This window comes from Luteimonas arsenica (assembly GCF_004352825.1).
In the GTDB taxonomy this organism is placed as follows: domain Bacteria; phylum Pseudomonadota; class Gammaproteobacteria; order Xanthomonadales; family Xanthomonadaceae; genus Luteimonas; species Luteimonas arsenica.
This window is the reverse complement of the sequence record NZ_SJRW01000001.1, coordinates 492684-516975: the sequence shown is the minus strand read 5'-3', so window position 1 is coordinate 516975 and position 24292 is coordinate 492684. Positions and strand designations below refer to the sequence as shown.

At 70.1% G+C, this 24292-nt stretch carries 20 protein-coding genes, 1 tRNA gene and 1 riboswitch; of the genes, 9 read left to right on the top strand and 12 right to left on the bottom strand.

The features are described 5' to 3' along the window. Positions 1–9: 9 nt before the first annotated feature. The 4 genes from E2170_RS02340 to olsF all read right to left on the bottom strand — a co-directional run bounded on the left by E2170_RS02340 (position 10) and on the right by olsF (position 4387). The gene (locus E2170_RS02340; RefSeq protein WP_132999036.1) at positions 10–609 is read right to left on the bottom strand and encodes a nitroreductase family protein; all 600 of its coding nucleotides are present in this window, start codon (positions 607–609) and stop codon (positions 10–12) included. A gap of 141 nt (positions 610–750) precedes the next feature. After that, a complete protein-coding gene (locus E2170_RS02335; protein ID WP_132999035.1) occupies positions 751–1800 on the bottom strand; it encodes a metal-dependent hydrolase in 1050 nt (349 codons plus the stop codon). Positions 1801–1838: 38 nt separating this feature from the next. Next, positions 1839–2672 carry a UDP-2,3-diacylglucosamine diphosphatase gene (locus tag E2170_RS02330; RefSeq protein ID WP_132999034.1) on the bottom strand — a complete coding sequence of 278 codons (834 nt, stop codon included), beginning with the start codon at positions 2670–2672 and terminating at the stop codon, positions 1839–1841. Continuing rightward, on the bottom strand, positions 2669–4387 hold the full coding sequence (olsF, locus tag E2170_RS02325) for a bifunctional ornithine lipid synthase OlsF (protein WP_132999033.1): 1719 nt from the start codon (positions 4385–4387) through the stop codon (positions 2669–2671). The genes E2170_RS02330 and olsF overlap by 4 nt, the downstream gene beginning before the upstream one ends. A 223-nt stretch (positions 4388–4610) precedes the next feature. Here olsF and metK point away from each other — a divergent pair, with 223 nt between their 5' ends. Beyond that, positions 4611–5819: a methionine adenosyltransferase gene (metK, locus tag E2170_RS02320; RefSeq protein WP_132999032.1), complete on the top strand. Its 1209-nt coding sequence runs from the start codon at positions 4611–4613 to the stop codon at positions 5817–5819. A gap of 162 nt (positions 5820–5981) precedes the next feature. On the opposite strand, the gene E2170_RS02315 is transcribed toward metK, so the two are convergent. Continuing rightward, entirely contained in the window at positions 5982–8471 is a 2490-nt protein-coding gene (locus E2170_RS02315; protein WP_132999031.1) for a prolyl oligopeptidase family serine peptidase, read from the bottom strand. Between the two features lie 99 nt (positions 8472–8570). Further along, on the bottom strand, positions 8571–10322 hold the full coding sequence (locus E2170_RS02310; RefSeq protein WP_165942130.1) for a LysM peptidoglycan-binding domain-containing protein: 1752 nt from the start codon (positions 10320–10322) through the stop codon (positions 8571–8573). A gap of 144 nt (positions 10323–10466) precedes the next feature. Next, positions 10467–10555, top strand: a riboswitch (S-adenosyl-L-homocysteine riboswitch). Positions 10556–10608: 53 nt separating this feature from the next. On the opposite strand from E2170_RS02310, the gene ahcY reads away from it, so the two are divergent. The 4 genes from ahcY (at position 10609) to E2170_RS02290 (ending at position 14780) form a co-directional block, all read left to right on the top strand. Further along, positions 10609–12057 (top strand): adenosylhomocysteinase, encoded by a 1449-nt coding sequence (gene ahcY / locus E2170_RS02305; RefSeq protein ID WP_132999029.1) that lies wholly within the window; start codon positions 10609–10611, stop codon positions 12055–12057. A gap of 241 nt (positions 12058–12298) precedes the next feature. Then, entirely contained in the window at positions 12299–13123 is an 825-nt protein-coding gene (metF, locus tag E2170_RS02300) for a methylenetetrahydrofolate reductase [NAD(P)H] (protein WP_132999028.1), read from the top strand. Between the two features lie 47 nt (positions 13124–13170). Beyond that, positions 13171–13818 carry a DUF4124 domain-containing protein gene (locus E2170_RS02295; RefSeq protein ID WP_132999027.1) on the top strand — a complete coding sequence of 216 codons (648 nt, stop codon included), beginning with the start codon at positions 13171–13173 and terminating at the stop codon, positions 13816–13818. Between the two features lie 44 nt (positions 13819–13862). Further along, positions 13863–14780, top strand: a complete 918-nt coding sequence (locus E2170_RS02290; protein ID WP_132999026.1) for a branched-chain amino acid transaminase — start codon at positions 13863–13865, stop codon at positions 14778–14780. A gap of 31 nt (positions 14781–14811) precedes the next feature. On the opposite strand, the gene E2170_RS02285 is transcribed toward E2170_RS02290, so the two are convergent. From E2170_RS02285 to E2170_RS02260, 6 genes are all read right to left on the bottom strand, one after another. Beyond that, complete coding sequence (locus E2170_RS02285; protein ID WP_243708027.1) at positions 14812–16155, bottom strand: sensor histidine kinase; 1344 nt, start codon at positions 16153–16155, stop codon at positions 14812–14814. Continuing rightward, a complete protein-coding gene (locus E2170_RS02280) occupies positions 16142–16825 on the bottom strand; it encodes a response regulator transcription factor (protein WP_132999024.1) in 684 nt (227 codons plus the stop codon). The genes E2170_RS02285 and E2170_RS02280 overlap by 14 nt, the downstream gene beginning before the upstream one ends. 270 nt (positions 16826–17095) lie before the next feature. Continuing rightward, positions 17096–18025, bottom strand: coding sequence for a 30S ribosomal protein S6--L-glutamate ligase (gene rimK, locus E2170_RS02275; protein ID WP_132999023.1), 930 nt, complete (start codon positions 18023–18025; stop codon positions 17096–17098). A 17-nt stretch (positions 18026–18042) separates the two neighbouring features. Then, the gene (locus E2170_RS02270) at positions 18043–18420 is read right to left on the bottom strand and encodes a DUF6746 family protein (protein WP_132999022.1); all 378 of its coding nucleotides are present in this window, start codon (positions 18418–18420) and stop codon (positions 18043–18045) included. 106 nt (positions 18421–18526) lie between these two features. Further along, positions 18527–18600 (bottom strand) — tRNA-Gly (locus E2170_RS02265). 75 nt (positions 18601–18675) lie between these two features. Then, a complete protein-coding gene (locus E2170_RS02260) occupies positions 18676–20511 on the bottom strand; it encodes an autotransporter domain-containing protein (RefSeq protein WP_132999021.1) in 1836 nt (611 codons plus the stop codon). Between the two features lie 159 nt (positions 20512–20670). On the opposite strand from E2170_RS02260, the gene thiS reads away from it, so the two are divergent. Genes thiS through E2170_RS02240 form a run of 4 tightly spaced genes read left to right on the top strand, consistent with a single transcriptional unit; the run spans position 20671 to position 24290 of the window. Then, positions 20671–20871 (top strand): sulfur carrier protein ThiS, encoded by a 201-nt coding sequence (thiS, locus tag E2170_RS02255; protein ID WP_132999020.1) that lies wholly within the window; start codon positions 20671–20673, stop codon positions 20869–20871. A 27-nt stretch (positions 20872–20898) separates the two neighbouring features. Beyond that, entirely contained in the window at positions 20899–21699 is an 801-nt protein-coding gene (locus E2170_RS02250; protein ID WP_132999019.1) for a thiazole synthase, read from the top strand. Continuing rightward, entirely contained in the window at positions 21699–22439 is a 741-nt protein-coding gene (trmB, locus tag E2170_RS02245) for a tRNA (guanosine(46)-N7)-methyltransferase TrmB (protein ID WP_132999018.1), read from the top strand. The genes E2170_RS02250 and trmB overlap by 1 nt, the downstream gene beginning before the upstream one ends. 9 nt (positions 22440–22448) lie before the next feature. After that, positions 22449–24290, top strand: coding sequence for an SLC13 family permease (locus E2170_RS02240; protein ID WP_132999017.1), 1842 nt, complete (start codon positions 22449–22451; stop codon positions 24288–24290). Positions 24291–24292: the final 2 nt, after the last annotated feature.

Here is a 24292-nt window from a genome sequence, read left to right as displayed (position 1 = left end):
GCCGCCTGCTCAGGCGACGACCCGGAAGCGCTCGGCGTCGTCGATGAAGGTCTTCTCGGCGAAGGGCGCCTCGTTGGAGCCGAACGGCATCTGCGCGCGCAGCTTCCAGCTTTCCGGGATGCTCCATTCGCGGGCCGCAGCCTCGTCCACCACCGGGTTGTAGTGCTGCAGGCTGGCACCGATGCCGGCCTCGGCCAGCGCGGTCCAGGTCGCGACCTGGGCCATGCCGGTGGAGTGCTCCGACCACACCGGGAAGTTGTCCGCGTACAGCGCGAACTGCTCCTGCAGGCCCTTCACCACGTCCTGGTCCTCGTAGAACAGCACCGTGCCGACGCCGGCGGCGAACGAGGCCAGCTTCTGCTCGGTCGCGCCGAAGGCCTCGGCCGGCACCAGCGGACGCAGCGACTCGCGGACCAGCTCCCAGAAGCGCTCGCTCTGCGCACCGAACAGGATCACCGCGCGCGAGGACTGCGAGTTGAACGAGGACGGGCTCCAGCGGATGGCCTCCTTGATCAGGGCCTCGATCTCGGCCGGGGACTGGCTCAGGTTCCTGCCAAGGCTGTACTGGCTGCGGCGCTTGCGCAGGGACTGGATGACGGGGTTGTTCATGGGGCTCTCCGGGTTCAGAAGCGGACGGGCCCCATGATATTGACTGCATCGATGATGCAAATACTCATTAAGATCACTGATTGTTTCATTAAAGAAACAATATACAGCCATGCATTCCCGAACCCGCCTGCCCGGCCGGCTTCAGCACGACTGGGACCGGCAGCCGTCCGGCCCCAGTTCGACCCCCGGGTCGAAGATGCGCGCCCAGACCATCGGCAACTGGCTGCGCATGTCGGCCCAGTCCAGCGACAGCTGCCTGGGCGCCACCCCGCGCCACTGCGCGCTCCCGTCGCGCTCGGCCACGACAAAGTTGAAGCTGTAGTCCGGCTCGCTGCCCATGCGCAGGTCACTGACCACCAGCTCGCCGTCGATCTCGCTGGCGCGCATGAAGCCGTGGTTGAACCAGGCCAGGCGGGCGACGGCGGGCACATCCGCGGCCGCGGCCAGCGCCTCGACGTCGGAGGCATGCGGCTCGAAGCGCATCGGCCCCTCGTCGGCCGCCACCGAGCGGAAGCCCTCGACATAGCCGTCCGGCGTCATCGCCACCACCCGCCACAGCAGGGTGTTGAACGGCATCGGCACCGAGAAGCGCGGGGCATCGTCGAGGCCCATCGCCGCGAGTGCCTGCCCGGCGTCGCGATCTACCATGGACTTCGCCGCCAGTGACCAGCCCAGGTATGCCGTGCTCAGCACCAGGCCCGCGGCCAGTGCGCGCTGCGCGGCCACGCGCTCGCGCAGGAAGAAGGCCGCGATGCAGGCCAGCAGCAGCCAGACCGTGTACAGCGGGTCGATGATGAAGACGCTCGACCACATCACCGGCTTCGACGGCAGCGGCCACAGCAGCTGGGTGCCGTAGACGGTGAAGGCGTCGAGCAGCGGATGGGTCAGCAGCGCGAGCTGGATCGCCCAGAACCAGCGCTTCGGTGACTCCGCCACGCGCCCGCCGCGGCGCCGGAAGAAGGCCCAGAGCAGCCAGCCCACCAGTGGCAGCACGATCAGCGAGTGGCTGAAGCCGCGGTGCAGGGTCATCAGCGCGACCGGGTCGTCGGTGAACAGCGCGATGGGGAGCGAGTCGAGGTCGGGCAGCGTGCCGAGCGCGGCGCCGGCCAGCAGTGCCGCACGGCGATGCTTCGGCGGCGCGATGGCAGCGGCGACGGCGCCGCCGAGGACGATCTGGGTCAGGGAATCCATCGCGCAATGCTACCGGCTGCCCGCCTCGACCGCGGGCTTCAGGCCGCTTGCGGCAGGTGCGGCTGCGGGAGCGCTTCGGCGCTGCCGGCAGGCGCCAGCTCCGCCAGCACCTCTCCGCGGTGCGACAGCAGGCGCAGCGTGCCGTCGGGCTCTTCCACCAGCGCGGTCAGGCTCTCCACCCAGTCGCCGTCATTGGCATAGATCAGGCCGTCGCGCTGGATCAGCGCGGCGCGGTGGATGTGGCCGCAGACGATGCCGTCCAGGCCGCGGCGGCGGACGTCGTCGAAGCCCGCCTGCACGAAGCGCTCGATGTAGCGCTCGGCGGCGCTGCTGCGGCGCTTGAGGAACTCCGACAGCGACCAGTAGCGCATGCCGGCCAGGCGCCTGGCGCGGTTGAGCAGCTGGTTGCCGGTGAGGATCCGGTAATACAGCCAGTCGCCGAACTTCTCCTGCAGGTTGCCGAAGTGGGTGATGCCGTCGTAGTCGTCGCCGTGCACCACCAGCAGCCGACGCCCGTCGGCGGTGGCGTGGATCGCGCGACGCCGCACCTGCATCTCCGGCAGCACCAGCCCGCACAGTCGCCGCACCGGGCGGTCGTGGTTGCCCGGAACGTAGACGATGCGCGTGCCTGCGCGGCTGAGCGCGTGCAGCGCCTCGATCACGCGGTCGTGCGCCCGTCCCCAGCGCGCCCGCCGCTGCGCCAGGTACCAGAGATCGATGATGTCGCCGACCAGGTACAGGCGCTCGCAGCGCAGGCCTTCCAGGAAGGTCGCCAGCTCGGCCGCGTGGCAGTGGCGCGAACCGAGATGGACGTCGGACAGGAACACCGCGCGGCGCGGCGGCGGCGGGGGAACGCTGGTGACGCTCTTCATGCCTGCTCTCCTTCGCGGCGCAGCCAGCGCCGTGCCTTCTGCGGACGGATGCGGTGCAGATCGACCTCGACCAGGCCGTCGATCGAATCGCTGAACGCGGGATCGACACCAAAGGCGAGGAAGCGCGCGCCGCCGGGCTCGCACAGCTCGGTGTACTGGCGGTACAGCGTGGGCACGCTGGCGCCGTGCGCGGCGAGGTTGGCCTTGAGCACGCCGTAGGCGGTGACGGCGTCGAGCGCGCCGAAGCACGGCGGCGCGGCGAAGTATTCGAAGGGGCGGCCCGGCGTGGCCAGCAGCGCCTCGCCGGCGCCGTGGTAGCGCTGGTAGTAGGCGACCAGCTGCTCGCGCGCCTCGCGCGGCAGCGCACCGCTGATCGACACCGCGCCGAACAGGTAGCGCAGCCGCGGGCGCGCGGCCAGGTAGGCGCCGATGCCCTGCCACAGATAGTCCAGGCTGCGTCCGCCGCGGTAGTCGGGCGCGACGAAGCTGCGCCCGAGCTCCAGGCCCTCGGCGATGCGCGGGATGGCGTCGTCGGCGTAGCGGAACAGCGAGGCGGTGTAGAGCCCGTCCAGCCCGCGCCGCGCCAGCGCCTCGCTGCCGCGCGCCACCCGGTAGGCGCCAGCGATGCGCGAGGCGGATTCGTCCCAGAGCAGGATGTGGTCGTAGTGCGCGTCGTAGGCGTCGAGGTCGCGGGCCTGGCGGGTGCCCTCGCCCACGCTGCGGAAGGCGATCTCGCGCTGGCGGCCCAGCTCGCGCAGCAGCGGCGCCTCCAGCGCGCGCGGGCCCTCGAAGCGGGCGAGCAGGATCTGCTTGCCGTCGCCGGTCTCGCCCAGGCGCTCGCAGCCGGCGATCGCCGCGCGCACCTGCGCCGCCGGCAGCGCCGGCGCGATCGGCGCCATCCCGGCCACGCGCGCCTCGCTGCGGCGGCCGATGGCGTACAGCGTGCGCCGCACCTCGCGCAGGACTTCGGCAGTGTCGGCATCGGGCGCGATCACCTTCGGCCAGCCCACGCGCAGGCGCAGCGGCCGCTGGCGGCGCGCGAACATCTCGCGCGCCAGCAGCGCGGTGGCCGCCGGCTTGTACAGCGCCGAGATCCCGTAGAACAGCGGCGAATTGCCCGCCTCCACCCGCACCGGCAGCACCGGCGCCGAGGTCGCGCGGGCGAAGCGCAGGCAGCCGCGGCGCCAGCGGCCGTCGCGCACGCCGCCCGGGCCCAGGCGCGAGACTTCGCCGGCCGGAAAGATGATCACGCAGCGCTCCTCGCGCAGGGCGCGTTCGATCGCCTCCAGGCTGTCCGCGCCCACGCGTCCACCGAGGATGCGCACCGGCAACATCAGTTCGCCCAGCGGCTCGACCAGCGACAGCAGGTCGTTGGCGACGATGCACGCGTCCCGACGCACCCGGCCGATGCAGTCCAGCAGCGCCAGCGCATCGAGCGCGCCGGAGGGATGGTTGGCGACCACCAGCAGGCGGCCGCGCGCCGGGATCCGCTGCAGCTCCTCGGGATCGACCTCGTAGCGCAGCTGCAGGAAGTCGCGGGCGGCGGCGACGAACTCGAAGCCGCGCAGATGGCCGTGCGAGGCGAGGAAGTCCTCGATGCGGTCGAAGCGTGACCAGCGGCCGATGCCACGCAGCAGCGGCCGCGCCAGCCGTGCCCGCCGGCCCCGGAACCAATGCGGCCAGCGCTGGTGCAGGTGTTCTTCAAGCCGCGGCATCTGTGTTCCGGACGCTCCCCTTCGCCTGGACCGGAAGCTTGCGGCGGCGGCGCGACAGCCCGGTGTCGGATTTGCGGCGACGGCGTGACAGCCGCCCGGCCGGCCATCGGCCGCGCTCGCCGTCACTCGCCTGAACGGCCCGCCGGCTGCACAATGCGCCGGGGGACGCGCCCGTGTATCATGCGCGCCCATCTTTCCATCCGAATCAAGGGATATAAGGCCGATGTCCAGCACCCTGTTCACCTCCGAATCGGTTTCCGAAGGCCATCCGGACAAGATCGCCGACCAGATCTCCGACGCCGTGCTCGACGCCATCCTGAGCCAGGACAAGGGTGCGCGCGTGGCCTGCGAGACCATGGTCAAGACCGGCGTGGCGATCGTCGCCGGCGAGATCACCACCAGCGCCTGGATCGACCTGGAAGCGCTGACCCGCAAGGTGATCCTGGACATCGGCTACGACTCCAGTGACGTCGGCTTCGACGGCGCCACCTGCGGCGTGCTGAACCTGATCGGCAAGCAGTCGCCGCACATCGCCCAGGGCGTGGACCGCAAGAAGCCCGAGGAGATGGGCGCCGGAGACCAGGGCCTGATGTTCGGCTACGCCACCAACGAGACCGACAGCTACATGCCGGCCGCGATCCACCTGTCCCACCGCCTGGTGGAGCAGCAGGCCAAGGTGCGCAAGAAGAAGAAGTCGCCGCTGCCGTGGCTGCGTCCGGACGCCAAGAGCCAGGTCACCCTGCGCTACGAGGACGGCGTGGCCACCGCCATCGACGCCGTGGTCCTGTCCACGCAGCACGCTCCGGGCGTGAAGCAGAAGGACCTGATCGAGGCCGTGCGCGAGGAGATCCTCAAGCCCGTGCTGCCGGCCAAGTGGCTGCACAAGGGCACCAAGTTCCACATCAACCCGACCGGCAAGTTCGAGATCGGCGGCCCCGTGGGCGACTGCGGCCTGACCGGCCGCAAGATCATCGTCGACACCTACGGCGGCTGGGCCCGCCACGGCGGCGGCGCGTTCTCGGGCAAGGATCCGTCGAAGGTCGACCGTTCGGCCGCCTACGCCGCGCGCTATGTCGCCAAGAACGTGGTCGCCGCCGGCCTGGCCGACCGCTGCGAGGTGCAGGTGAGCTACGCCATCGGCGTGGCCGAGCCGACCTCGATCTCGGTGACCACCTTCGGCACCGGCAAGGTGTCCGACGAGGTGATCGAGAAGCTGATCCGCAAGCACTTCGACCTGCGCCCGTACGGGATCATCAGGATGCTGGACCTGGTGCACCCGATCTACCAGCGCACCGCCAGCTACGGCCACTTCGGCCGCAAGCCGCAGGAGATCAGCTACACCGACGCCGCCGGCAAGCAGCACACCGCCACCGCGTTCTCCTGGGAGAAGACGGACAAGGCCGAAGAGCTGCGCAAGGCCGCGAAGCTGTAGGAGCGCCCTCGGGCGCGATGGCGCGATCCATCCCTGCCGACATGAAACGGGCCGCGGAAGCGGCCCGTTTCATTTTCACCCGACGGCCGGCATCGCCAGCCGGTCTTCCGCATCGAATCCAGGGGCGGTGCGCATCAACGCTTCGCGCCCCTACACGATCCATCAGGGATGGCGCGGCGTCTCCTTGACGTGCTTCTCCAACCACGCATCGGTCTCGGCCAGCATGTGCAGGATCGACTCGCGCGCGCGATAGCCGTGCGACTCGTTGGGCAGCATCACCAGGCGCGCGGTGCCGCCCAGGCCCTTCATCGCCGCGAACAGGCGCTCGCTCTGCATCGGGAAGGTGCCGGAGTTGTTGTCCTCTTCGCCGTGGATGATGAGCAGCGGCTCGTTGATCTTCCCGGCGTGGACGAAGGGCGACATCGCCTGGTAGGTGTCGGTGGCCTGCCAGTAGTTGCGCTCCTCGGCCTGGAAGCCGAAGGGCGTCAGCGAGCGGTTGTAGGCGCCGCTGCGCGCGATGCCGGCGCGGAACAGGTCGGAGTGCGCGAGCAGGTTGGCGGTCATGAAGGCGCCGTAGGAGTGGCCGCCGATGGCGATGCGGTCGCGGTCGGCGACGCCGCGCTCCACCACCTCGTCCACCGCCGCCTGCGCGCTGGCCACCAGCTGCTTCACGTAGCTGTCGTTGGGCTCGGCGTCGCCCTCGCCCACGATCGGCATGGTCGGACCGTCGAGCACCGCGTAGCCGCGCGCGAGGTAGGCCAGCGGGCCCCAGTAGCTGATGCGGTTGAAGCGGTGCGGCGAGCCGCGCACCTGGCTGGCGGCGTCGGCGGATTTGAACTCGCGCGGGTAGGCCCACATCAGCATCGGCAGCGGGCCGTCGCGCTCGGCGTCATAGCCCGCGGGCAGGTAGAGGTCGGCGGTCAGCTCGATGCCGTCGTCGCGGGTGTAGCGGATCTGCTCCTTGCTGACGCCGCGCAGCTCGGGGGTCGGATGCGGGAAGTCGGTCAGCGCGACGGGTTCCGCATCGGCGGCGCCCGGCGTGCGCAGCAGCACGTTCGCCGGTTCCGTGGGCGATTCGCGCAGGGTGAGGATGCGCGAGGCATCGGCGTCGAGCAGGGCGATGGGCGCTTCGTACCAGGGCGCCTGCGAGTGGAACAGGCGCTCGGTGCCGCCGCCGGCGAGGTCCTGGCGATCGAGGAAGGGGCGGTCGCCCTCGGGCGAGGCACCGTCGCCGATGCGGTAGATGGTTTCGCCATCGCCGGTGGTGAGCAGGCGGGCGAAACCGCGCTCGTCGAGCTGCATCACCGGGTCGCCGGGATCGGCATAGCGGTCCTCGTAGGAGCCTTCGCGCAGCAGCGCGGGTGCGGTGCCGGTGTCGGGCGACAGCCGCCATTCGCGCAGCTGCCGGGTTTTCCACCAGTACTCGCTCAGCAGCGCAAGGCTGCCGTGCCCCCACTGGATGCCGCCGTAGCGCATCGACAGGTCGGCGATGGCTTCGGGTTCGCCGCGGAACGGGGCCGCATGCGCGAACACCCGGTCGCGAACCTCCACCTCGCGCGCCGGGTCGCCACCGTCCTGGGCCTCGGCCCAGACCAGGGTCGCCGGCGCGTCGGCACGCCAGGAAACCCGGCGCACGCCCGTGGCGACCGCGTCGTTGCCGGTGGGCAGGCCTTCGACCAGCGGCAGCGTGGCCACGGTGTGCAGCAGGCGCCCGTCGAGGTCGATGACGTCGATCCGGCGCGGGAAGCGCGAGTACGGCACGGCGTACGAGAACGGGCGCTCCAGCCGCTGGCGCAGCAGGTGGCCGCCATCGGGCGAGACCGAGGCACCGACGTACAGCTCCGGCACGCCGATCGCGCGCACGCGGCCGTCCACGCCCACGCGCACCAGCTGGCTGGTCATGTAGTACGCGAACAGCGCTTCGTCGTGGGCGTTCTTCAGCAGGTCCTGGTAGGTGCGCAGGCTCTGCACCTGGCCACTGCCCTCGGTCTCCTGGATGTTGGGGCCGACGGGCACGCCGTCGTCGGCCGGCGCCGCACCCTGCCCTTCCGGCCGCAGCAGGGCGATCAGGCCGCTGCTGTCGGGCAGCCAGTCGAAGCCGCTGCCGGTGACGCTGCCCAGCGCCTGCTCCAGCAGCCGGCGCGCACGGCCCCCGGCCACGTCCACCAGCCACAGCTCCACCCGTCCGGCGCGGGCATCGACGTGGCTGAAGGCGATGTGGCGCTGGTCGGGCGACCACTGCAGGGACGACAGCGCCAGCGGCTGCGGCAGGCCCTCGATGCGGCGCTCTTCACCGCCGTCCACGGCCTGCAGCCAGAGATCGGTGCTGAAGCTGAAGGCGCTGGCCGAATGCGTGCGCGGATGGATGCGCAGGCCGGCGAGCTTGAGCTCGGGCTGGGCGACCACGTCGATGCCCGGCAGCGCGGGCTGCTGCATGTAGGCCAGCAGGTCGCGGCGCGGCGACAGCGACAGTCGCGGCGCGGTCGGCGCATCGACGATGGCGCGCAGTCCGGCGGCGGGCAGGCGGTAGCCGGACGGCGCATCGGCGGACGCCTGCGTGGCAGGCGCGTCAGCCGCCTGCGCGAACGGATGCGCGCACAGCAGGGCGAACAGCAATGGGGCGGCGAAATGCTTCAGGGCGTGCGTGGCCAAGGCGTCGATCCTGTCGGGGCAAAGGATCTACCCTAGCCGCCGCGGCGCGCTGCGTACCGTGGCGACGGTCATGGTCGCCACGCCAGGCTCCCGCGTGGCTCAGCTGTCCTGCACGGTCACCGTGCCCGGCAGCTTCACGTAGTTGTTGTCGCCATAGTCACCATCGGCGGCACCGGAAATCTTGAACAGGCGTTCCGCGCTGCCGTAATCCGAGCCGCCCAGGTTGCGGGCCAGGCCGAGCGCGAAGTCGAAGGTCTCCACCGGGTTCCCGTCGTAATCCTGGGTGAGGATGCGCAGCCCATGGTCCATGCCGCCCAGGCCTTCCAGCGCGTCCTCGGCATGGCCCTGCAGTTCGGCCATCTCCTCGTGGGTATAGGTGATGGTCACGGTCTCGCCGGGCTTCACCGGGCCGTCCTTCGCCTTGTCCACGTCGCCGGTCTGCGCGGCGTTGATCAGCTGCGAAGTGTTCTCGTCGACCTTGAGGGTGAACGCATACTGCCGCTCGTCCATCATCTCGTTGCCGTCGGCATCGTATTTCTGCGTGAGCGTCATCGGCACGTTGCCGCTGTACTGCACGTTGAAGGTGCGCTCCGCGGTGCCGTCCGGGTAGGTGGTGACCACCGAGTCGCCGGTGTTCTTCGCGCCGTCGAGGCCCAGCTCCAGCGGGCCCAGCTTCGCCTCGATCTTGCTCTGCGACGAATAGTCGAGCTTCTCGATGGTCTTCACCTCCGAGATGCCCGGCCCGTTGTCGGCGGGCATGTTGCCGTTGGCCACGAAGTCGTTGTACCCCGCCAGGCCCTCGGGCGTGGACAGGTCGAACTCCGCGGTCTTGAGCGTCGCGCCGCTCAGGCTGGTGTCGTTGCCCAGCATCACCTTGACCTGTTCGAAGTCCAGGCCGACGCCGTTGTAGGCCTGGATGGCCTCGGTCGGGCCGGCGGTCACCCGGACGGTCTCGGCCCCGGTCTTCTCGACCAGGAGGCTGGTGCCCTCCTCGCTGGTCACCTTGGTCTCGGCGGCGATGTTCCTGAAGGTGGCCTTGAACTCGTTGCTGGTGTAGTCGGAGCCGTCGATCTTGACGACGGTGCCGGTCGGCATCGACGAGGGATCGAACGGGTTGACGGTGGCCAGATCGATGTTCCTGGCCGCCTGCTCCGGCATCGATACCTCGTAGGAGGCCTTGATCCCGCGGGTATGCCCGACTTCCACGCCAGCCTGCTTGACGTCCAGGCCGCCGCTCAGCGACACCGAAACGTCGCTGGAGACGGAGTAGGTGGTGATGCCGTCCTCGGTCTTCTTGCCGGCGACCACGGTGGTGCCGTAATCGATGCCGAAGCTCAGGCCGACGCCTTTCGAATTCTTGACGCTTTCGGTGAAGCCGCCGTTGGCCGAAAGCGAGACCGTGCCCTTGTCGGGATCCACGCCGATGCTGCCGCCGGCGGTGGTGCCGCTGGTGGTCTTGTTGCCGTCGGCATCGGTGGTCGTGGTCTTGTCGGTCTGCTTGCCGCCCACCGTGACCCCGTCGTCGGACACGCCGACGCTGGTCTCGCTCTTGGAGCTGGTGCCGTTGTCGTCGGTGCCGGTCCTGGTTGTCTCTTCACCGTTGACCTTGACCGAGCCACCGCCGGAATCGGCGTCCTTGGCGACCGCCGGCAGGTTGAGCGCATCGCCCGGATAGAGGTTGTCCGGGTTGGCCAGCTGCGGATTGGCCCCGATCAGCGCCTGTGGCGTGGTGCCGTTGGCCTTGGCGATGCTGGCGATGGTGTCGCCGTGCACGACTTCGTACTGCTTCGGCGGATCCGCCGGCGGCGGCGGCTGGACGGGCGGGTGGTATCCGACGGCGTTGACGGTCATGCGGGGCTTCCGGGGGCTTCTGGGGGATACCGCAAGCCTAGGGGGCGCCGGCCGCATGCCACACCCGGTCCAACCCTAGGTCGCGGCCCGCGAAGCCGCCCCGCTCCTGCGCTGGTCAGCCGGGGGCGTATATAATCCGCGGCTTCCGCCGAGGGGCGCTGCGATGGGCCGGCTTCCGATGAAGCCCCGTCCACCAGGCTCGGCGATGATTCCTGCAACGGCGCCCGGTTCACCTCACCCACCCTCTCCCGCGAGCGGGACAGGGAGCAGAAACCGGAGCTTCCGAATGAACGCACAGGTCAAGACCTTCTCCACCGAAGGCGACTACAAGATCGCCGACATCTCCCTGGCCGACTGGGGCCGCAAGGAGATCGACATCGCCGAGCACGAGATGCCCGGCCTGATGTCCATCCGCCGCAAGCACGCCACCAATGCGCCGCTCAAGGGCGTGCGCGTGACAGGCTCGCTGCACATGACGATCCAGACCGCGGTCCTGATCGAAACCCTCAAGGACATCGGCGCCGACGTGCGCTGGGCGTCGTGCAACATCTTCTCGACCCAGGATCACGCCGCCGCGGCCATTGCCGCCAGCGGCACCCCGGTGTTCGCCTGGAAGGGCGAGACTCTGGAGGAGTACTGGGACTGCACACTGGATGCGCTGAGCTTCCCCGACGGCCAGGGCGGCTTCCTCGGCCCGCAGCTGGTGGTCGACGACGGCGGCGACGTGACGCTGCTGATCCACAAGGGCTACGAGCTGGAGCAGGGCGACGAGTCCTGGGTGAACTCGCCTTCGGGCAGCCACGAGGAGCAGGTCATCAAGAACCTGCTCAAGCGCGTCGCGAAGGAACGCGCCGGGTTCTGGACCACCGTCGTCCGCGACTGGAAGGGCGTTTCCGAGGAAACCACCACCGGCGTGCACCGCCTCTACCAGCTGGCCCAGGACGGCAAGCTGCTGGTGCCGGCGATCAACGTCAACGACTCGGTCACCAAGTCGAAGTTCGACAACCTCTACGGCTGCCGCGAGTCGCTGGCCGACGGCCTCAAGCGCGCGCTGGACGTGATGCTGGCCGGCAAGGTGGCCGTGGTCTGCGGCTACGGCGACGTCGGCAAGGGCTGCGCGGCCTCGCTGCGCGCCTACGGCGCCCGCGTGATCGTCACCGAGATCGACCCGATCTGCGCCCTGCAGGCGGCGATGGAAGGCTACGAGGTCGCCACCGTCGAGGACACCCTCGGCGAGGCCGACATCTACGTCACCACCACCGGTAACAAGGACATCATCCGCGTCGAGCACATGACCGCGATGAAGGACCAGGCCATCGTCTGCAACATCGGCCACTTCGACAACGAGATCCAGGTCGATGCGCTCAAGGCGCTGGCCGGCGTGGAAATCGTCAACATCAAGCCGCAGGTGGACAAGTTCATCCTTCCGAACGGCAACGCCATGTTCCTGCTCGCCGAAGGCCGCCTGGTCAACCTGGGCTGCGCCACCGGCCACCCGAGCTTCGTGATGTCGAACTCCTTCGCCAACCAGACGCTCGCGCAGATCGACCTGTGGGCGAAGAAGGACGAGTACGCCAACAAGGTCTACATCCTGCCCAAGCTGCTCGACGAGGAAGTCGCCCGCCTGCACCTGGAGAAGATCGGCGTGAAGCTGACGAAGCTCACGAAGGAACAGGCCGACTACCTCGGCGTGCCGGTGGAAGGTCCGTTCAAGCCGGAGCACTACCGCTACTGAGCCCCGGGCGCCGCTCCAGGCGCGGCCGGTCTGCGACACGCGATGCCGCGGAACCGGCGTCGGCAGCAATGAAGGGCGCCCCCTGCGGGCGCCCTTCGTCTTTCCGGCACGCGTATCCACCGGCCGGCCAACACCCGCATCCCGCGCCGGAAACAGGCATGGCCGCGGAGGCCGCCGTCATTCGTTCACATCTATCGCGATAAAGCGATATGATCGCCCCACCCCGACCGGCGCCGGACCCATGACACCCATCAGCTTCGAGTTCTACCCACCCAAGAACGACGACCAGCGCGCGCAGCTCGCCCGCACCGCGAAGCGGCTCAAACGCTACCGCCCCGAGTACGTGTCCTGCACCTTCGGCGCCGGTGGCTCCACGCTGAGCTACACCGGGGAGACGATCCGGGCGCTGTCGCGGGAGCACCGCTTCGACGCGGCGCCGCACCTGTCCTGCGTCGGCGGCACCCGCGCCGAGATCGCAGCCCTGCTGCAGGACTACCGCGACGCCGGCTGCCACCGCATCGTCGCCCTGCGTGGCGACCTGCCCTCGGGCATGGGCCATCCGGGCGACTTCCGCCATGCCACCGACCTGGTCGCCTTCATCCGCGCCGAGCACGGCGACCACTTCCACATCGAGGTCGCCTGCTACCCCGAGGTCCATCCCCAGGCCGAGGACGCGATCATCGACCTGCGCCACTTCAAGGCCAAGGTCGATGCCGGCGCCGACGGCGCGATCACCCAGTACTTCTACAACGCCGACGCCTACTTCCGCTTCGTCGAAGACGCGCGCGCGGCCGGGGTCGAGGTGCCGATCGTGCCGGGCATCATGCCGATCTCGAACTTCTCGCAGCTGCGGCGCTTCTCCGAAGGCTGCGGCGCCGAGATCCCGCGCTGGCTGCGCAAGCGCATGGCCGCCCATGGCGACGACGTCGACAGCATCCGCGCATTGGGCGCCGACTTCGTAGCCGAGCTGTGCCGGCGCCTGATCGAGGGCGGTGCTCCCGCACTGCACTTCTACACGCTCAACCTGTCGCGGCCCACGACTTCGGTACTCGAACGCCTGGGCTGAGCCTGCCGCCGCTTCTGCGCGGTGGCCGGCCCCTGTACCCTTGGCCGATGCCGTACCCGCGACATCCTGCCGTGGCCGGCGCGCTGCTGTCGGCCGTGGCGATCGCCGCGGCCATGCCCGCGCCCGTCCACGCCCAAGTCCGCCGCTGCACGACGCCCGACGGCGGCACCGTGTACACCGACCGCGCCTGCACGTCCCTGGGCGCGGTCGAGAACCGGCCGCAGACTGGCGGCGGCATTGGCGCGGCCGCGCTGCGCTACCGGGGCGGCTGCTCGCGGCGCCTGCAGGACCTGGTCTTCGAAGTGACTTCGGCGATCGACGCCCGCGACGGCAACCGGCTGGCCCGCAGCTACCACTGGGTCGGCATGGGCCACAGCGCCGGCTATTCCGTGATCCAGCGGCTGGACGCGATCAGCCAGCGCCCGCTGGTCAACATCACCGCGCTGCGCCCGGCCCGGCCCGTGGTCGTCGAGGCGCAGCCCGTCGTCACGACCAGTCCCGACGGTATCAGCGTGCGACCGCCGCCCACCCCGCTGGCCACGCCCGATGGCGGTGCCGCGATGCCGGCCGCGGCAGCCGCGCCGCGGCGTCCGGTCGCGCTGCGCATCGACCAGGTGTTGAGCGACGGCGTCACGCCCTCGACCACCACCTTCGGCCTGCGCCGGCACATGGACTGCTGGTGGATATCGCTCTGAGCCCGGTGCGGCACAATAGCGGGTCAACACCAAGGAGCAGCGCGATGCAGTACCCCGAATGGATCTGGCACAACGGCGGCATCAAGCCCTGGGCGGAAGCCACCACCCACGTCATGTCGCACGGCCTGCACTACGGCTCCTCGGTGTTCGAGGGCATCCGCGCCTACAAGACGCCGACCGGCAGCGCGATCTTCCGCCTCCAGGACCACAACCGCCGCCTGTACGCCTCGGCGCGCATCCACGACATCGAAATCCCCTACACGCTCGATCAGCTCAACGCCGCCTGCCATGAAGTGGTGCGTCGCAACGGCCTGGAGCAGGCCTACCTGCGCCCGGTCGCCTGGCGTGGCCTGGGTGGCTTCGGCCTCAGCGCCGACACCCCGATCGACGTCGCGGTGGCGACCTGGCACATGGGCCCCTACCTCGGCCCCGACGCGCTGGAGAACGGCATCGACGCCTGCGTGTCGAGCTGGCAGCGCTTCGCGCCCAACACCATCCCGGCCGGCGCCAAGGCCGGCGGCAACTACCTGTCCGGCCAGCTGGTGGCGCGCGAGGCGCGGCGCCTGGGCTTCGGCGAGGGCATCGCGCTGGCCTCCACGGGCCTGCTCAGCGAGGGCGCCGGCGAGAACCTGTTCCTGGTCTTCGACGGCGCCCTGCACACCACACCGGTGAGCGCGGCGCTGCTCAACGGCATCACCCGCGACTCGATCATCCGCCTCGCGCGCGACGCCGGCATCCAGGTGGTCGAGCGCGACCTGCCGCGCGAGTACCTGTACCTGTGCGACGAGCTGTTCATGTGCGGCACCGCCGCCGAGATCACGCCAATCCGCTCGGTCGACGGCCGCCAGGTCGGCGCCGGCAAGGCAGGCCCGGTGACCCGCCGGCTGCAGGCGCTGTTCTTCGGCCTGTTCGACGGCAGCACGCCCGACACCTACGGCTGGCTGGAGCCGCTGGCCGACTGAGTCGGGGGCCGCGAGCCCGGCGCGGCAGGCTTCAGCCGGCTGCCGGGTCCGTGATGTCGAAGCGCAGCGTGGCCACCACGCCGCGCTCCTCGCCCGGCACCACGCGCACCTGCCAGTCGTAGAGGCTGCACAGGCGGCGCACGATCGACAGGCCGATGCCGCCGCCGTGGGTGTGCTCGGCATGGCTGCCGCGGTAGCCGCGCTCGAACAGGTGGGCGGCATCCTCGGCGCTGAGGCCCGGGCCGGAATCCACGACGTCCACCGCATTCCCGGCCAGGCGCACGATCACCGCACCCTCGGTGGTGTACTTCACCGCGTTGCCGATCAGGTTGCCCAGCGCGACCGAGACCGCGGATTCCGGCGCGTCCACCACCAGGGTTCCCGGCTCGCCTTCGAGGCGGAGTTCGAGCGGCTTGCCACCCAGCTGCGAGCGGTGCGCCTCCAGCAGCTGCTCGGCGACGCGATAGACGTCGGCACGGCCGTGTCCACGCTCGGCGCGCGAGAGCAGCAGCAGGGCGCTGATCAGGTCGGTGCACTGCGCCTCGGCGCGCTGGATCCGCTGCAGGCGAACCAGCGTCTTGTCGTCGAGGTCCGGCCGGGACAGCAGCAGTTCGACCGCGCCCTTGATCACCGCCAGCGGCGTGCGCAGCTCGTGGCTGACGTCGGCGTTGAATTCGCGGTCGCGCTGCACCACCTCGGTCAGGCGCGCGGCGTAGTCGTCGAGCGCGGTCGCAAGCTCACCCACTTCGTCATCGGGGAAATGCGGTGCCAGCGCCGCGGGGCGCGCGCTTTCATCGGAGGCACCCAGCAGGTTCGCCAGCTCCGACACCGGCCGCATCACCCGCGAGGCCGACCACCAGCCGATGATGCCGGCGAGCACCGTGAACAGCACCACCGCGGCGATCAGGATCAGCTTGATGCGCGCGCGCACCTCGGCGGTGTTGGTCATGTCCTGGGCGAGGAAGAACCAGTAGTCCGCGTCCTTCTTCACCACCAGCCGGTAGACGAAGGACTCGCCGTCCTCCTCGCCGGTGATGTTGTAGAGGCCGGTATCGAGCTCCGCCCAGTCCGGGGGCACGTTCTGGCGCCCGCCCGGACCGTAGACGTGCGCGCGCACGCTGCCCAGCGGCGCCCACTGCGCGGAGCGATCCTCGTAGAAGCGTTCGGCGTATTCGTCGACGTTGTGCTTGAGCACCCGGCCGACCGCCTCGTCCTCGACCACGGCGCCGACATAGGCCGCCGCGATCGCGAACATGGCCGTCAGCCCCAGCCCCAGCAGGGCGAAGGACAGGATGATGCGGCTGCGCAGCCTGCGCCGGTAGCGGCGGCGCCCGAGGATCGCGGGCGCGTCTGCACCCGCCTCAGGCTGAGGCATCGGGCGCGGCGATCCGGTAGCCGATGCCATGGCGCGTCTGCACCAGCTGGGTCGGGAACGGCTTGTCGATCACCGCGCGCAGGCCGTGGATGTGCACGCGCAGGCTGTCCGAATCGGGCAGTTCCTCGCCCCAGACGCGGGTTTCCAGTTCCTGGCGGGTGACCACCGCCGGCGAAGCCTCCATCAGCGCCTGCAGGATCTTCAGCGCGGTGGGGTTGAGCTGCACCAGCTTGCCGGCGCGGCGCACCTCGAGGGTGTCGAGGTTGTATTCCAGGTCGGCGACTTCCAGCACGCGGGTCTGCACGCCCTTGCCGCGGCGCGAGAGCGCGTTGAGCCGGACCTCGACCTCCTGCAGCGCGAAGGGCTTGATCAGGTAGTCGTCGGCGCCGGAGTCGAAGCCGGCAAGCTTGCTGTCCAGGCTGTCTCGCGCGGTCAGCATCAGCACCGGGGTCTGCTTGCGCGCCTCGTTGCGCAGCTTGCGGCAGACCTCCAGCCCGTCCATGCCCGGCAGGTTCAGGTCGAGTACGACGGCGTCGAAGTCGTGGACCACCGCCAGGTGCAGGCCGGTCACGCCGTCGGCGGCGAAGTCGACCGTATGGCCGCGGTCCTCCAGGTAGTCACCGATGTTGGCGGCGATGTCCTGGTTGTCTTCGATCACGAGGATGCGCATGCGAGGGTCCTGTTCAGGGGTCGGGATTGGACCGTTCCAGACGGCGGGCGTTCCCGGATCGCCCGATTCTTGCACAAGCCACCGCGGGCTCCCGCGATGACGCCCGGGCGGACAGAAAGCGGCCCGGGCAAGTGGCTTGCCCGGGCCGAAACGTATTGCCCCGATGACCGTAATCCACGACTGACGACAGGAGAGACCTCGATGACGCACGAGGGATTTCGGTCGGTTCAAGCTACCCGCGATGCGATTAAGGGCCTGTTAAACGCCCCGTTAAAATTTCGTTCCGCGGGGTTTTCTCACACGCTTGCGCGACGCCATCCCGGTGCCCGTGGCCCCCGCCGCAACGAACTCGATGATCCGCCCGGCGACATCGACACCGGTGGAACACTCGATGCCCTCCAGGCCCGGCGAGGCATTGACCTCCAGCACCAGCGGCCCGCGCGCCGAGAGGATCAGGTCCACCCCCGCCACGCCCAGGCCCAGCACCTTCGCCGCCCGCACCGCCAGTTCGGCGGCGGCCGGGTCCAGGGCGAAGGCTTCGGCCACCCCGCCGCGGTGCAGGTTGGCGCGGAAGTCGCCCTCCGGCGCCTGCCGCCGCATCGCCGCCACCACCTCGTCGCCGACCACCAGGCAGCGGATGTCGGCGCCGCCGGCCTCGGCGATGTACTCCTGCAGCAGGAAGGTCGCGTACAGCCCGCGCAGCGCATCGACCACGCCGCGCGAGGCCGAGGGCTTCTCGGTCAGCATCACCCCGCGGCCCTGGCTGCCCTCGGTGAGCTTGATGACGTGCGGCGGCTCGCCGAGCATCGCCAGCAGGTCGTCGGTGTCGTCGGGGTTGTCGCCGAACACGGTCAGCGGCATGTCGATGCCCTGCGCCGCCAGCAGCTGGTGGCAGCGCAGCTTGTCGCGCGCGTCCTTGATCGCCGCCGCGGGGTTGGGCGTGTGGCAGCCCATCAGTTCGAACTGGTGGAGCACGGCGGTGCCGTAGCGGTTGATCGACGCGCCGATGCGCGGGATCACCGCGCCGTAGCCGGCCAGGGACTGGCCCTTGTAGCGCAGCGCGAAACCGTCCTTGCCGATGCGCATGTAGCAGCGCAGCGGATCGAGCACGCGGACGCTGTGCCCGCGCTGGCGCGCCGCCTCGACCAGGCGGCGCGTGGAGTACAGCTTGCCGTTGCGCGAAAGGATCGCGAGTTTCATGCGCGCGGGAACGCCGGTTACTTCGCGAGCTTCGCCGAGTGGTCCAGGTACTTGCGGCCCTGGCTGCGCACGGTCTCGACCTCGTAGCGCTCGGAGGCGACGTGCACCGCTTCCAGGGTTTCCTCCAGGCCTTCGACTTCCGACTTGATCTTCGCCAGCGCGTTCTCGAGCGTGTAGGTCAGCTCGTGGATCTCGGCGGTGTCCTCGGGGCCCAGCTCGTCCTTGGCCAGGATCGATTCGAGCCGCGCGTTGTACGTCGACAGGTGTGCCAGGGCGTCTTCCAGGTTCGCGGCCTTCTCACCTTCGAAGTGGTCGGGACGCTCGTCGGCAAGCGCGAAATCGGACAGGCCAAAGGCCAGCACCAGGCCGGCGAACAGGAAGGACAGGCTCTTCATTGCGGGATTCTCGACAAAGGGAACGCGCATGGTAATGAATCGCATTACCGCGCGCTTGGCCGTCGACCGGGGGCGGTGCCGGTGGCGGGGCCACGGACCGCGAAGATGGAGCGGGCGAAGGGAATCGAACCCTCGTCAGTAGCTTGGGAAGCTACAGCTCTACCATTGAGCTACGCCCGCACGGGGCGGCCAGTCTAGGGCGCGGCCGCCACGCTTGGCAACGCCGCGCGGACGATCCGCGCGGCGCCCCGTGGCTCAGAAGCCGGCGCCGACGCTGGCGAAGACCATCGAGTGCTTGCCGCCCTTCTGGCCATTGTTGACGCTGGCGCCGATGTTGGCGTCCAGGCCAAACAGCTTCGTGCGCGCACCGAAGGTCAGGGTCGTCCAGGACTGGTCGTATTCCACGCCCGGCACCGCGTACGGCAGCGAGCCGGCGATCGACTGCGAACGCCCGAAGGCCTGCGTGGCCTCGTCCTCCAACTCGCGGTCGATGGTGATCCGCGCGTAGGGCACCAGGTGGTCGTGGATGGTGTAGGCCAGCTGCCAGCCGGCGCTGCCGACCAGCGAATCGAACTCCTGGTCGGGATAGGCGAGCGAGGTCGAGAGGGTCGGATCGCTTTCGGCGAAGCCGTCGACCTCGATCCGCTGCGCGACCACGCCCAGCACCGGGCCGTGGCGCAGGGCGCCGTCGCCGAAGTCCCAGCCGCCCTGCACCGCCACGGTCAGGTTGCTGCCGTCGGTCGAGGCGGTGTGCGTGCGCAACGCAGGGCCCAGCGGCACCTGGCGCTCGATGTCGAAGTCGATGCGGCTGTAGCTGAGCTGGCCGTTGACCCAGGCACCCGACTCGCCGTTCCATCCGGCATAGCCGCCGATGGAGAGCTCGGACTGGTCCCAGTTGCCGCGGCGGGCGCCCCAGTCGTTGCCCTGCGCACCGTAGCCGAGGAAGCCGCCCCAGGACAGGCCGTCGCTGCCCCAGTCCATGCCGACGGTCAGCGCCGGGCCGGCGCCGTCGTAGTGCTTGCCGTGGTCATAGCGCTGGAAGTCGCCGCGCAAGTCCGCCCACCAGCGCGAACCGGTGGCGTCGCCGCGCGCATTCGCCTGCGCACCCACGCGCGCGGCGCGGTCGCGGCCGGTGCCTGCGGCCGAGTGCGGCAGCACCGCCATCTGCCGCGGCGCCTCGATCGCGGCGATGGCCAGGTCGGCCAGCGCGACGTGGGCGCCGCTGGCCGGGTGCACGCCGTCGGCGAACAGGTGGGTCTGCGGTGCGTCCGGACTGACCAGGCTGGTCGGATTGCAGGTCAGCGACTGCGCGGTGATCTGCGGCATGCAGGCGGTGCCGGTGACGTTGGAAATGCCGAACAGCGCCGGGTTGGCCACCACTTCCTGCAGGAAGCTGAAGGTGTCGACCGGGATCACGCTCAGGCCGTTGGCGGCCAGGGCGCCGAACAGGGCCTCGTTGTAGGTCGTTGCCAGGGCCGTGCCCTGCGCCGCGGCCCCCGGCCCCTGGGCCAGGAAGCCCGGCGTCACGCCGAGGTCGGGGATGTTGGGCACCAGCACGTAGCGCGCGCCCGCGGCCTGCAGGCTGCCGATGATCCCCACCTGCGCGGTCACCGCGCCGCCGATGATGGCCTGGGCGTTGGCGGGGTCCGAGGTCACTGCGAACAGGTCGTTGGCGCCGCCCCAGACCGTATACAGGGCATCCGGATCGGCGCGGCCGCCGTTGGCGGCGAGGTAGCCGGCCGCCTGGGTCGCCAGCGACGGGGTGAAGCCCAACGCGCCGTTGACGTCCACGCCCACCCGGGCGCCGCCGGCGGCGTGGTTGTCGCCGGTCTGGCCGTTGCCGTTGGGACGGGCCTGGGTGCCGTAGTACTCCGCCAGCCACTGCGACCACACCAGGCCGGGGTTGGTGGTGAACTGGCCGGTGACCGCCTGCACCTCGGGCGGGAGCAGGGGCCGGAAATAGCCGGCGTCCGTCAGGCTGTCGCCGAAGAACACCGTCTGCGAGAACGGCTGGTCGTGGGCGGCGGCGGGCAGCACGGCCAGCGCGAGCGCGGCGGCAAGTGCGGTGTGGACGGCATTGCGCTTGGACATCAGGGGGCTCCTGGGGGGACGTCGTGTCTCGGCGCGGGTGCCGGACCGTGGCCGCGCATCGTTCCATACGGTCGCGGATGCGCTCAAGGTGCAGTGCGGCATGGCCGCGTACGGTCGCGCAGGCATGCAATCGCCCTGCCCCCGGGCGACAATGCCGGCATGGACATCATCCTCAACGGCGAGCCGCAGGCCCTTCCCGGCCCCTGCACCGTCCTCGCCCTGCTCGAAGCGAAGGACCTGGCCGGGCGCAAGGTCGCGGTCGAGGTCAACGGCGCCATCGTGCCGCGCAGCCTGCACGCCGAACACGCGCTGAAGGACGGCGACCGGATCGAGATCGTGCACGCGCTCGGGGGCGGCTGAAGCGCGAAGTTGCGCAATAATGGCGCAATGACCAGCCAAGACACCTTCGGCGACGACGCCCTCGTCATCGCCGGCAAGCGCTACCGTTCCCGCCTGCTCACCGGCACCGGCAAGTTCAAGGACCTCGAAGAGACCCGCCTGGCCACCGAGGCCGCGGCCGCCGAGATCGTCACCGTGGCCATCCGCCGAACCAACATCGGCCAGGACCCGGGCGAGCCGAACCTGCTCGACGTGCTGCCGCCCGACCGCTACACCATCCTGCCCAACACCGCCGGCTGCTACACCGCCGACGAGGCCGTGCGCACCTGCCGCCTCGCGCGCGAGCTGCTCGATGGCCACTCGCTGGTGAAGCTGGAAGTGCTGGGCGACCAGCGCACCCTGTTCCCGGACGTGGTGCAGACCCTGGCCGCCGCCGAGACCCTGGTCGCCGACGGCTTCCAGGTGATGGTCTACACCTCCGACGATCCGATCCTGGCCAAACGCCTGGAGGAGATCGGCTGCGTGGCGGTGATGCCGCTGGCCGCGCCGATCGGCTCGGGCCTGGGCATCCAGAACCGCTGGAACCTGCTCGAGATCGTCGACAACGCGAAGGTGCCGATCATCGTCGACGCCGGCGTGGGCACCGCCTCGGACGCCGCGATCGCAATGGAGCTCGGCTGCGACGGCGTGCTGATGAACACCGCCATCGCCGGCGCCCGCGAGCCGGTGCTGATGGCGCATGCGATGAAGCTCGCCGTCGAGGCCGGCCGCGCCGCCTTCCGCGCCGGGCGCATCCCGCGCAAGCGCTACGCCAGCGCCTCCTCCCCGGTGGACGGCCTGGTCGGCTGATGACCGACCCGTTCTCCAGTCCGGGATCGAAGGCACCGCCCAAGCCCTTCACCGTCGAGGACGGGCACCGCCGCGTGCGCAGCTTCGTGCTGCGCCAGGGCCGCTTCACGCCGGCCCAGCAGCGCGCCTTCGACGCGCTGTGGCCGCGCTTCGGCCTGGACTACGCGGGCACGCCGCGCGACTTCGACGCCGCCTTCGGGCGCAGCGCGCCGCGGATCCTCGAGATCGGCTTCGGCAACGGCGAAGCGCTGCGCTACTCGGCCGCGCGTGACCCGGGCCGCGACCACATCGGCATCGAGGTCCATGCCCCCGGCGTCGGCCGCCTGCTCAACGCACTCGCCGAAGATGGCAGCGACCACGTCCGTCTCTACCACCACGACGCGGTGGAAGTGCTGGAGAACGAAGTCGCCGATGCCAGCCTCGACGAAGTGCGCATCTACTTCCCCGATCCCTGGCACAAGAAGCGCCACAACAAGCGCCGGCTGGTGAACCCGGAGTTCGCCGCGCTGCTGGTGCGCAAGCTCGCGCCCGATGGCCGCTTGCACCTCGCCACCGATTGGCAGGACTATGCCGAGCAGATGTGGGACGTGCTCGACGCCACGCCCGGAATCGCCAACCGCGCCGGTCCGCGCGGCCAGGTGCCGCGGCCGGACTGGCGTCCACAGACCCACTTCGAGAGCCGCGGCCAACGGCTCGGGCACGGGGTCTGGGACCTGCTCTACGACAGGACGGGGGACTAGGCGCAGGACATGGACACGCTTGCACTCACCACCGACATGACGCTCGTGCTCGGGCTGGTCGCGCTGGTGATGGTGCTGTTCCTGTTCGAGCGCGTGCGCGCCGACCTCGTCGCCCTGGTGGTGCTGGTGGTGCTGGGCCTGACCGGCCTGGTCGCGCCCGAGGACATCTTCAACGGCTTCTCGTCGAACGCGGTGATCAGCATCATCGCGACCATGATCCTGGGCATGGGCCTGGACCGCACCGGCGCGCTCAACCGCCTGGCGGCCTGGCTGCTGCGCCGGTCCAAGGGCATGGAAAAGCGGCTGCTGCTCTACACCTCGGCGGTGGCCGGCCTCAACTCCTCCTTCATGCAGAACCCCTCGGTGATGGCGCTGTACCTGCCGGTGGCTTCGCGCCTGGCCTCGCGTACCGGCCTGCGCCTGTCGCGCTTCCTGCTGCCGATCTGCGCCGCGATCATCATGGGCGGCTCGCTGACCATGGTCGGCAACTCGCCGCTGATCCTGCTCAACGACCTGCTGGTGGCGGCCAACGCCAACCTGCCCTCGGGCGTGGCCACGCTCGAGCCGCTGCCGATGTTCGCGCCGCTGCCGATCGGCCTGACGCTGCTGGTGATCGCGCTGGCCTACTTCCACTTCTTCGGCGACCGGCTGCTGGGCGGCGGCGGCGAGAGCGACGGCAGCGTGACCCCGGCGCGCACCCAGAGCTACTTCGCCCGCGCCTACGGCATCGAAGGCGACGTCTTCGAGCTCACTGTCAGCGCCGACAGCCCGCTGGTGGGCATGGCGCTGGGCGAGGCCGAGAACGTGCACGGCGCGCCGCTGCTGCTGGCGCTCAAGACCGGCAACGATTCGCGGCTGGCACCGCCGGGCGACGCCCGCATCTGGGTCGGCAGCGTGATCGGCGCGATGGGCCCACGGCAGCAGGTCGCCGACTTCGCCCAGAACAACATGCTGCGCATGACGGCGCGGCTGCGCGAGTTCGGTGACCTGTTCAACCCCAGCCGCGCCGGCATTTCCGAGGCCGTGGTGCCGCCGACCTCGAAGTTCATCGGCAAGAGCGCGGCCGAGCTGTCGCTGCGCAAGAACTACGGCATCAGCCTGCTGGCGGTGAACCGTGACAAGGAAGTGCTGCGCGACGACGTCCGCAACATGCCGCTGCGCGCCGGCGACATGCTGGTGCTGCACAGCATCTGGCAGGATCTGGCGCAGACCGCGGCCAAGCGTGACTTCGTGGTGGTCACCGACTACCCCAAGGGCGAGCAGCGGCCGCACAAGTTCAAGGTGGCGATGGCGATCTTCGCGGTCACCATCCTGGTGGCGCTGGGCTCGGACCTGCCGACCTCGATCGCGCTGATGACCGGCGTGGCCGGCATGCTGGTCTGCGGCGTGCTGAAGATGGACGAGGCCTATTCGGCGATCAGCTGGAAGACGGTGTTCCTGATGGCCTGCCTGATCCCGCTGGGCTGGGCCATGGACACCAGCGGCGCGGCGGCCTGGATCGCCGGCCACACCGTCGAGGAACTGCCCGACGGGGTGCCGGTGTGGCTGCTGCAGTTCGCCATGGCCGCGCTGACCTCGGTGTTCTCGCTGGTGATCAGCCACGTCGGCGCGACCATCGTGATGGTGCCGCTGGCGATCAACCTGGCCCTGGCCGCCGGCGGCGACCCGACCGCCTTCGCGCTGATCGTGGCGCTGGCCGCGTCCAACAACATGGTCACGGCGTCCAACCCGGTGGTGTCGATGATCACCGGCCCGGCCGACTACTCCGCGCGCGACCTCTGGCGCGTGGGCTCGGCGCTGTCGATCGCCTACCTGCTGGTGGTGGTGGGAATGGTGAACCTGATCTTCTGACG

Bases quoted from the DNA above. Each gene is read 5' to 3' on its own strand.
- E2170_RS02335 (WP_132999035.1), bottom strand. From the start codon at position 1,800: ATGGATTCCCTGACCCAGATCGTCCTCGGCGGCGCCGTCGCCGCTGCC.
- E2170_RS02285 (WP_243708027.1), bottom strand. From the start codon at position 16,155: ATGCCTCAGCCTGAGGCGGGTGCAGACGCGCCCGCGATCCTCGGGCGC.
- metK (WP_132999032.1), top strand. From the start codon at position 4,611: ATGTCCAGCACCCTGTTCACCTCCGAATCGGTTTCCGAAGGCCATCCG.
- thiS (WP_132999020.1), top strand. From the start codon at position 20,671: ATGGACATCATCCTCAACGGCGAGCCGCAGGCCCTTCCCGGCCCCTGC.
- E2170_RS02280 (WP_132999024.1), bottom strand. From the start codon at position 16,825: ATGCGCATCCTCGTGATCGAAGACAACCAGGACATCGCCGCCAACATC.
- E2170_RS02310 (WP_165942130.1), bottom strand. From the start codon at position 10,322: ATGACCGTCAACGCCGTCGGATACCACCCGCCCGTCCAGCCGCCGCCG.
- E2170_RS02330 (WP_132999034.1), bottom strand. From the start codon at position 2,672: ATGAAGAGCGTCACCAGCGTTCCCCCGCCGCCGCCGCGCCGCGCGGTG.
- E2170_RS02240 (WP_132999017.1), top strand. From the start codon at position 22,449: ATGGACACGCTTGCACTCACCACCGACATGACGCTCGTGCTCGGGCTG.
- metF (WP_132999028.1), top strand. From the start codon at position 12,299: ATGACACCCATCAGCTTCGAGTTCTACCCACCCAAGAACGACGACCAG.
- rimK (WP_132999023.1), bottom strand. From the start codon at position 18,025: ATGAAACTCGCGATCCTTTCGCGCAACGGCAAGCTGTACTCCACGCGC.
- olsF (WP_132999033.1), bottom strand. From the start codon at position 4,387: ATGCCGCGGCTTGAAGAACACCTGCACCAGCGCTGGCCGCATTGGTTC.
- E2170_RS02270 (WP_132999022.1), bottom strand. From the start codon at position 18,420: ATGAAGAGCCTGTCCTTCCTGTTCGCCGGCCTGGTGCTGGCCTTTGGC.
- trmB (WP_132999018.1), top strand. From the start codon at position 21,699: ATGACCGACCCGTTCTCCAGTCCGGGATCGAAGGCACCGCCCAAGCCC.
- E2170_RS02250 (WP_132999019.1), top strand. From the start codon at position 20,899: ATGACCAGCCAAGACACCTTCGGCGACGACGCCCTCGTCATCGCCGGC.
- E2170_RS02260 (WP_132999021.1), bottom strand. From the start codon at position 20,511: ATGTCCAAGCGCAATGCCGTCCACACCGCACTTGCCGCCGCGCTCGCG.
- ahcY (WP_132999029.1), top strand. From the start codon at position 10,609: ATGAACGCACAGGTCAAGACCTTCTCCACCGAAGGCGACTACAAGATC.
- E2170_RS02290 (WP_132999026.1), top strand. From the start codon at position 13,863: ATGCAGTACCCCGAATGGATCTGGCACAACGGCGGCATCAAGCCCTGG.
- E2170_RS02340 (WP_132999036.1), bottom strand. From the start codon at position 609: ATGAACAACCCCGTCATCCAGTCCCTGCGCAAGCGCCGCAGCCAGTAC.
- E2170_RS02295 (WP_132999027.1), top strand. From the start codon at position 13,171: ATGCCGTACCCGCGACATCCTGCCGTGGCCGGCGCGCTGCTGTCGGCC.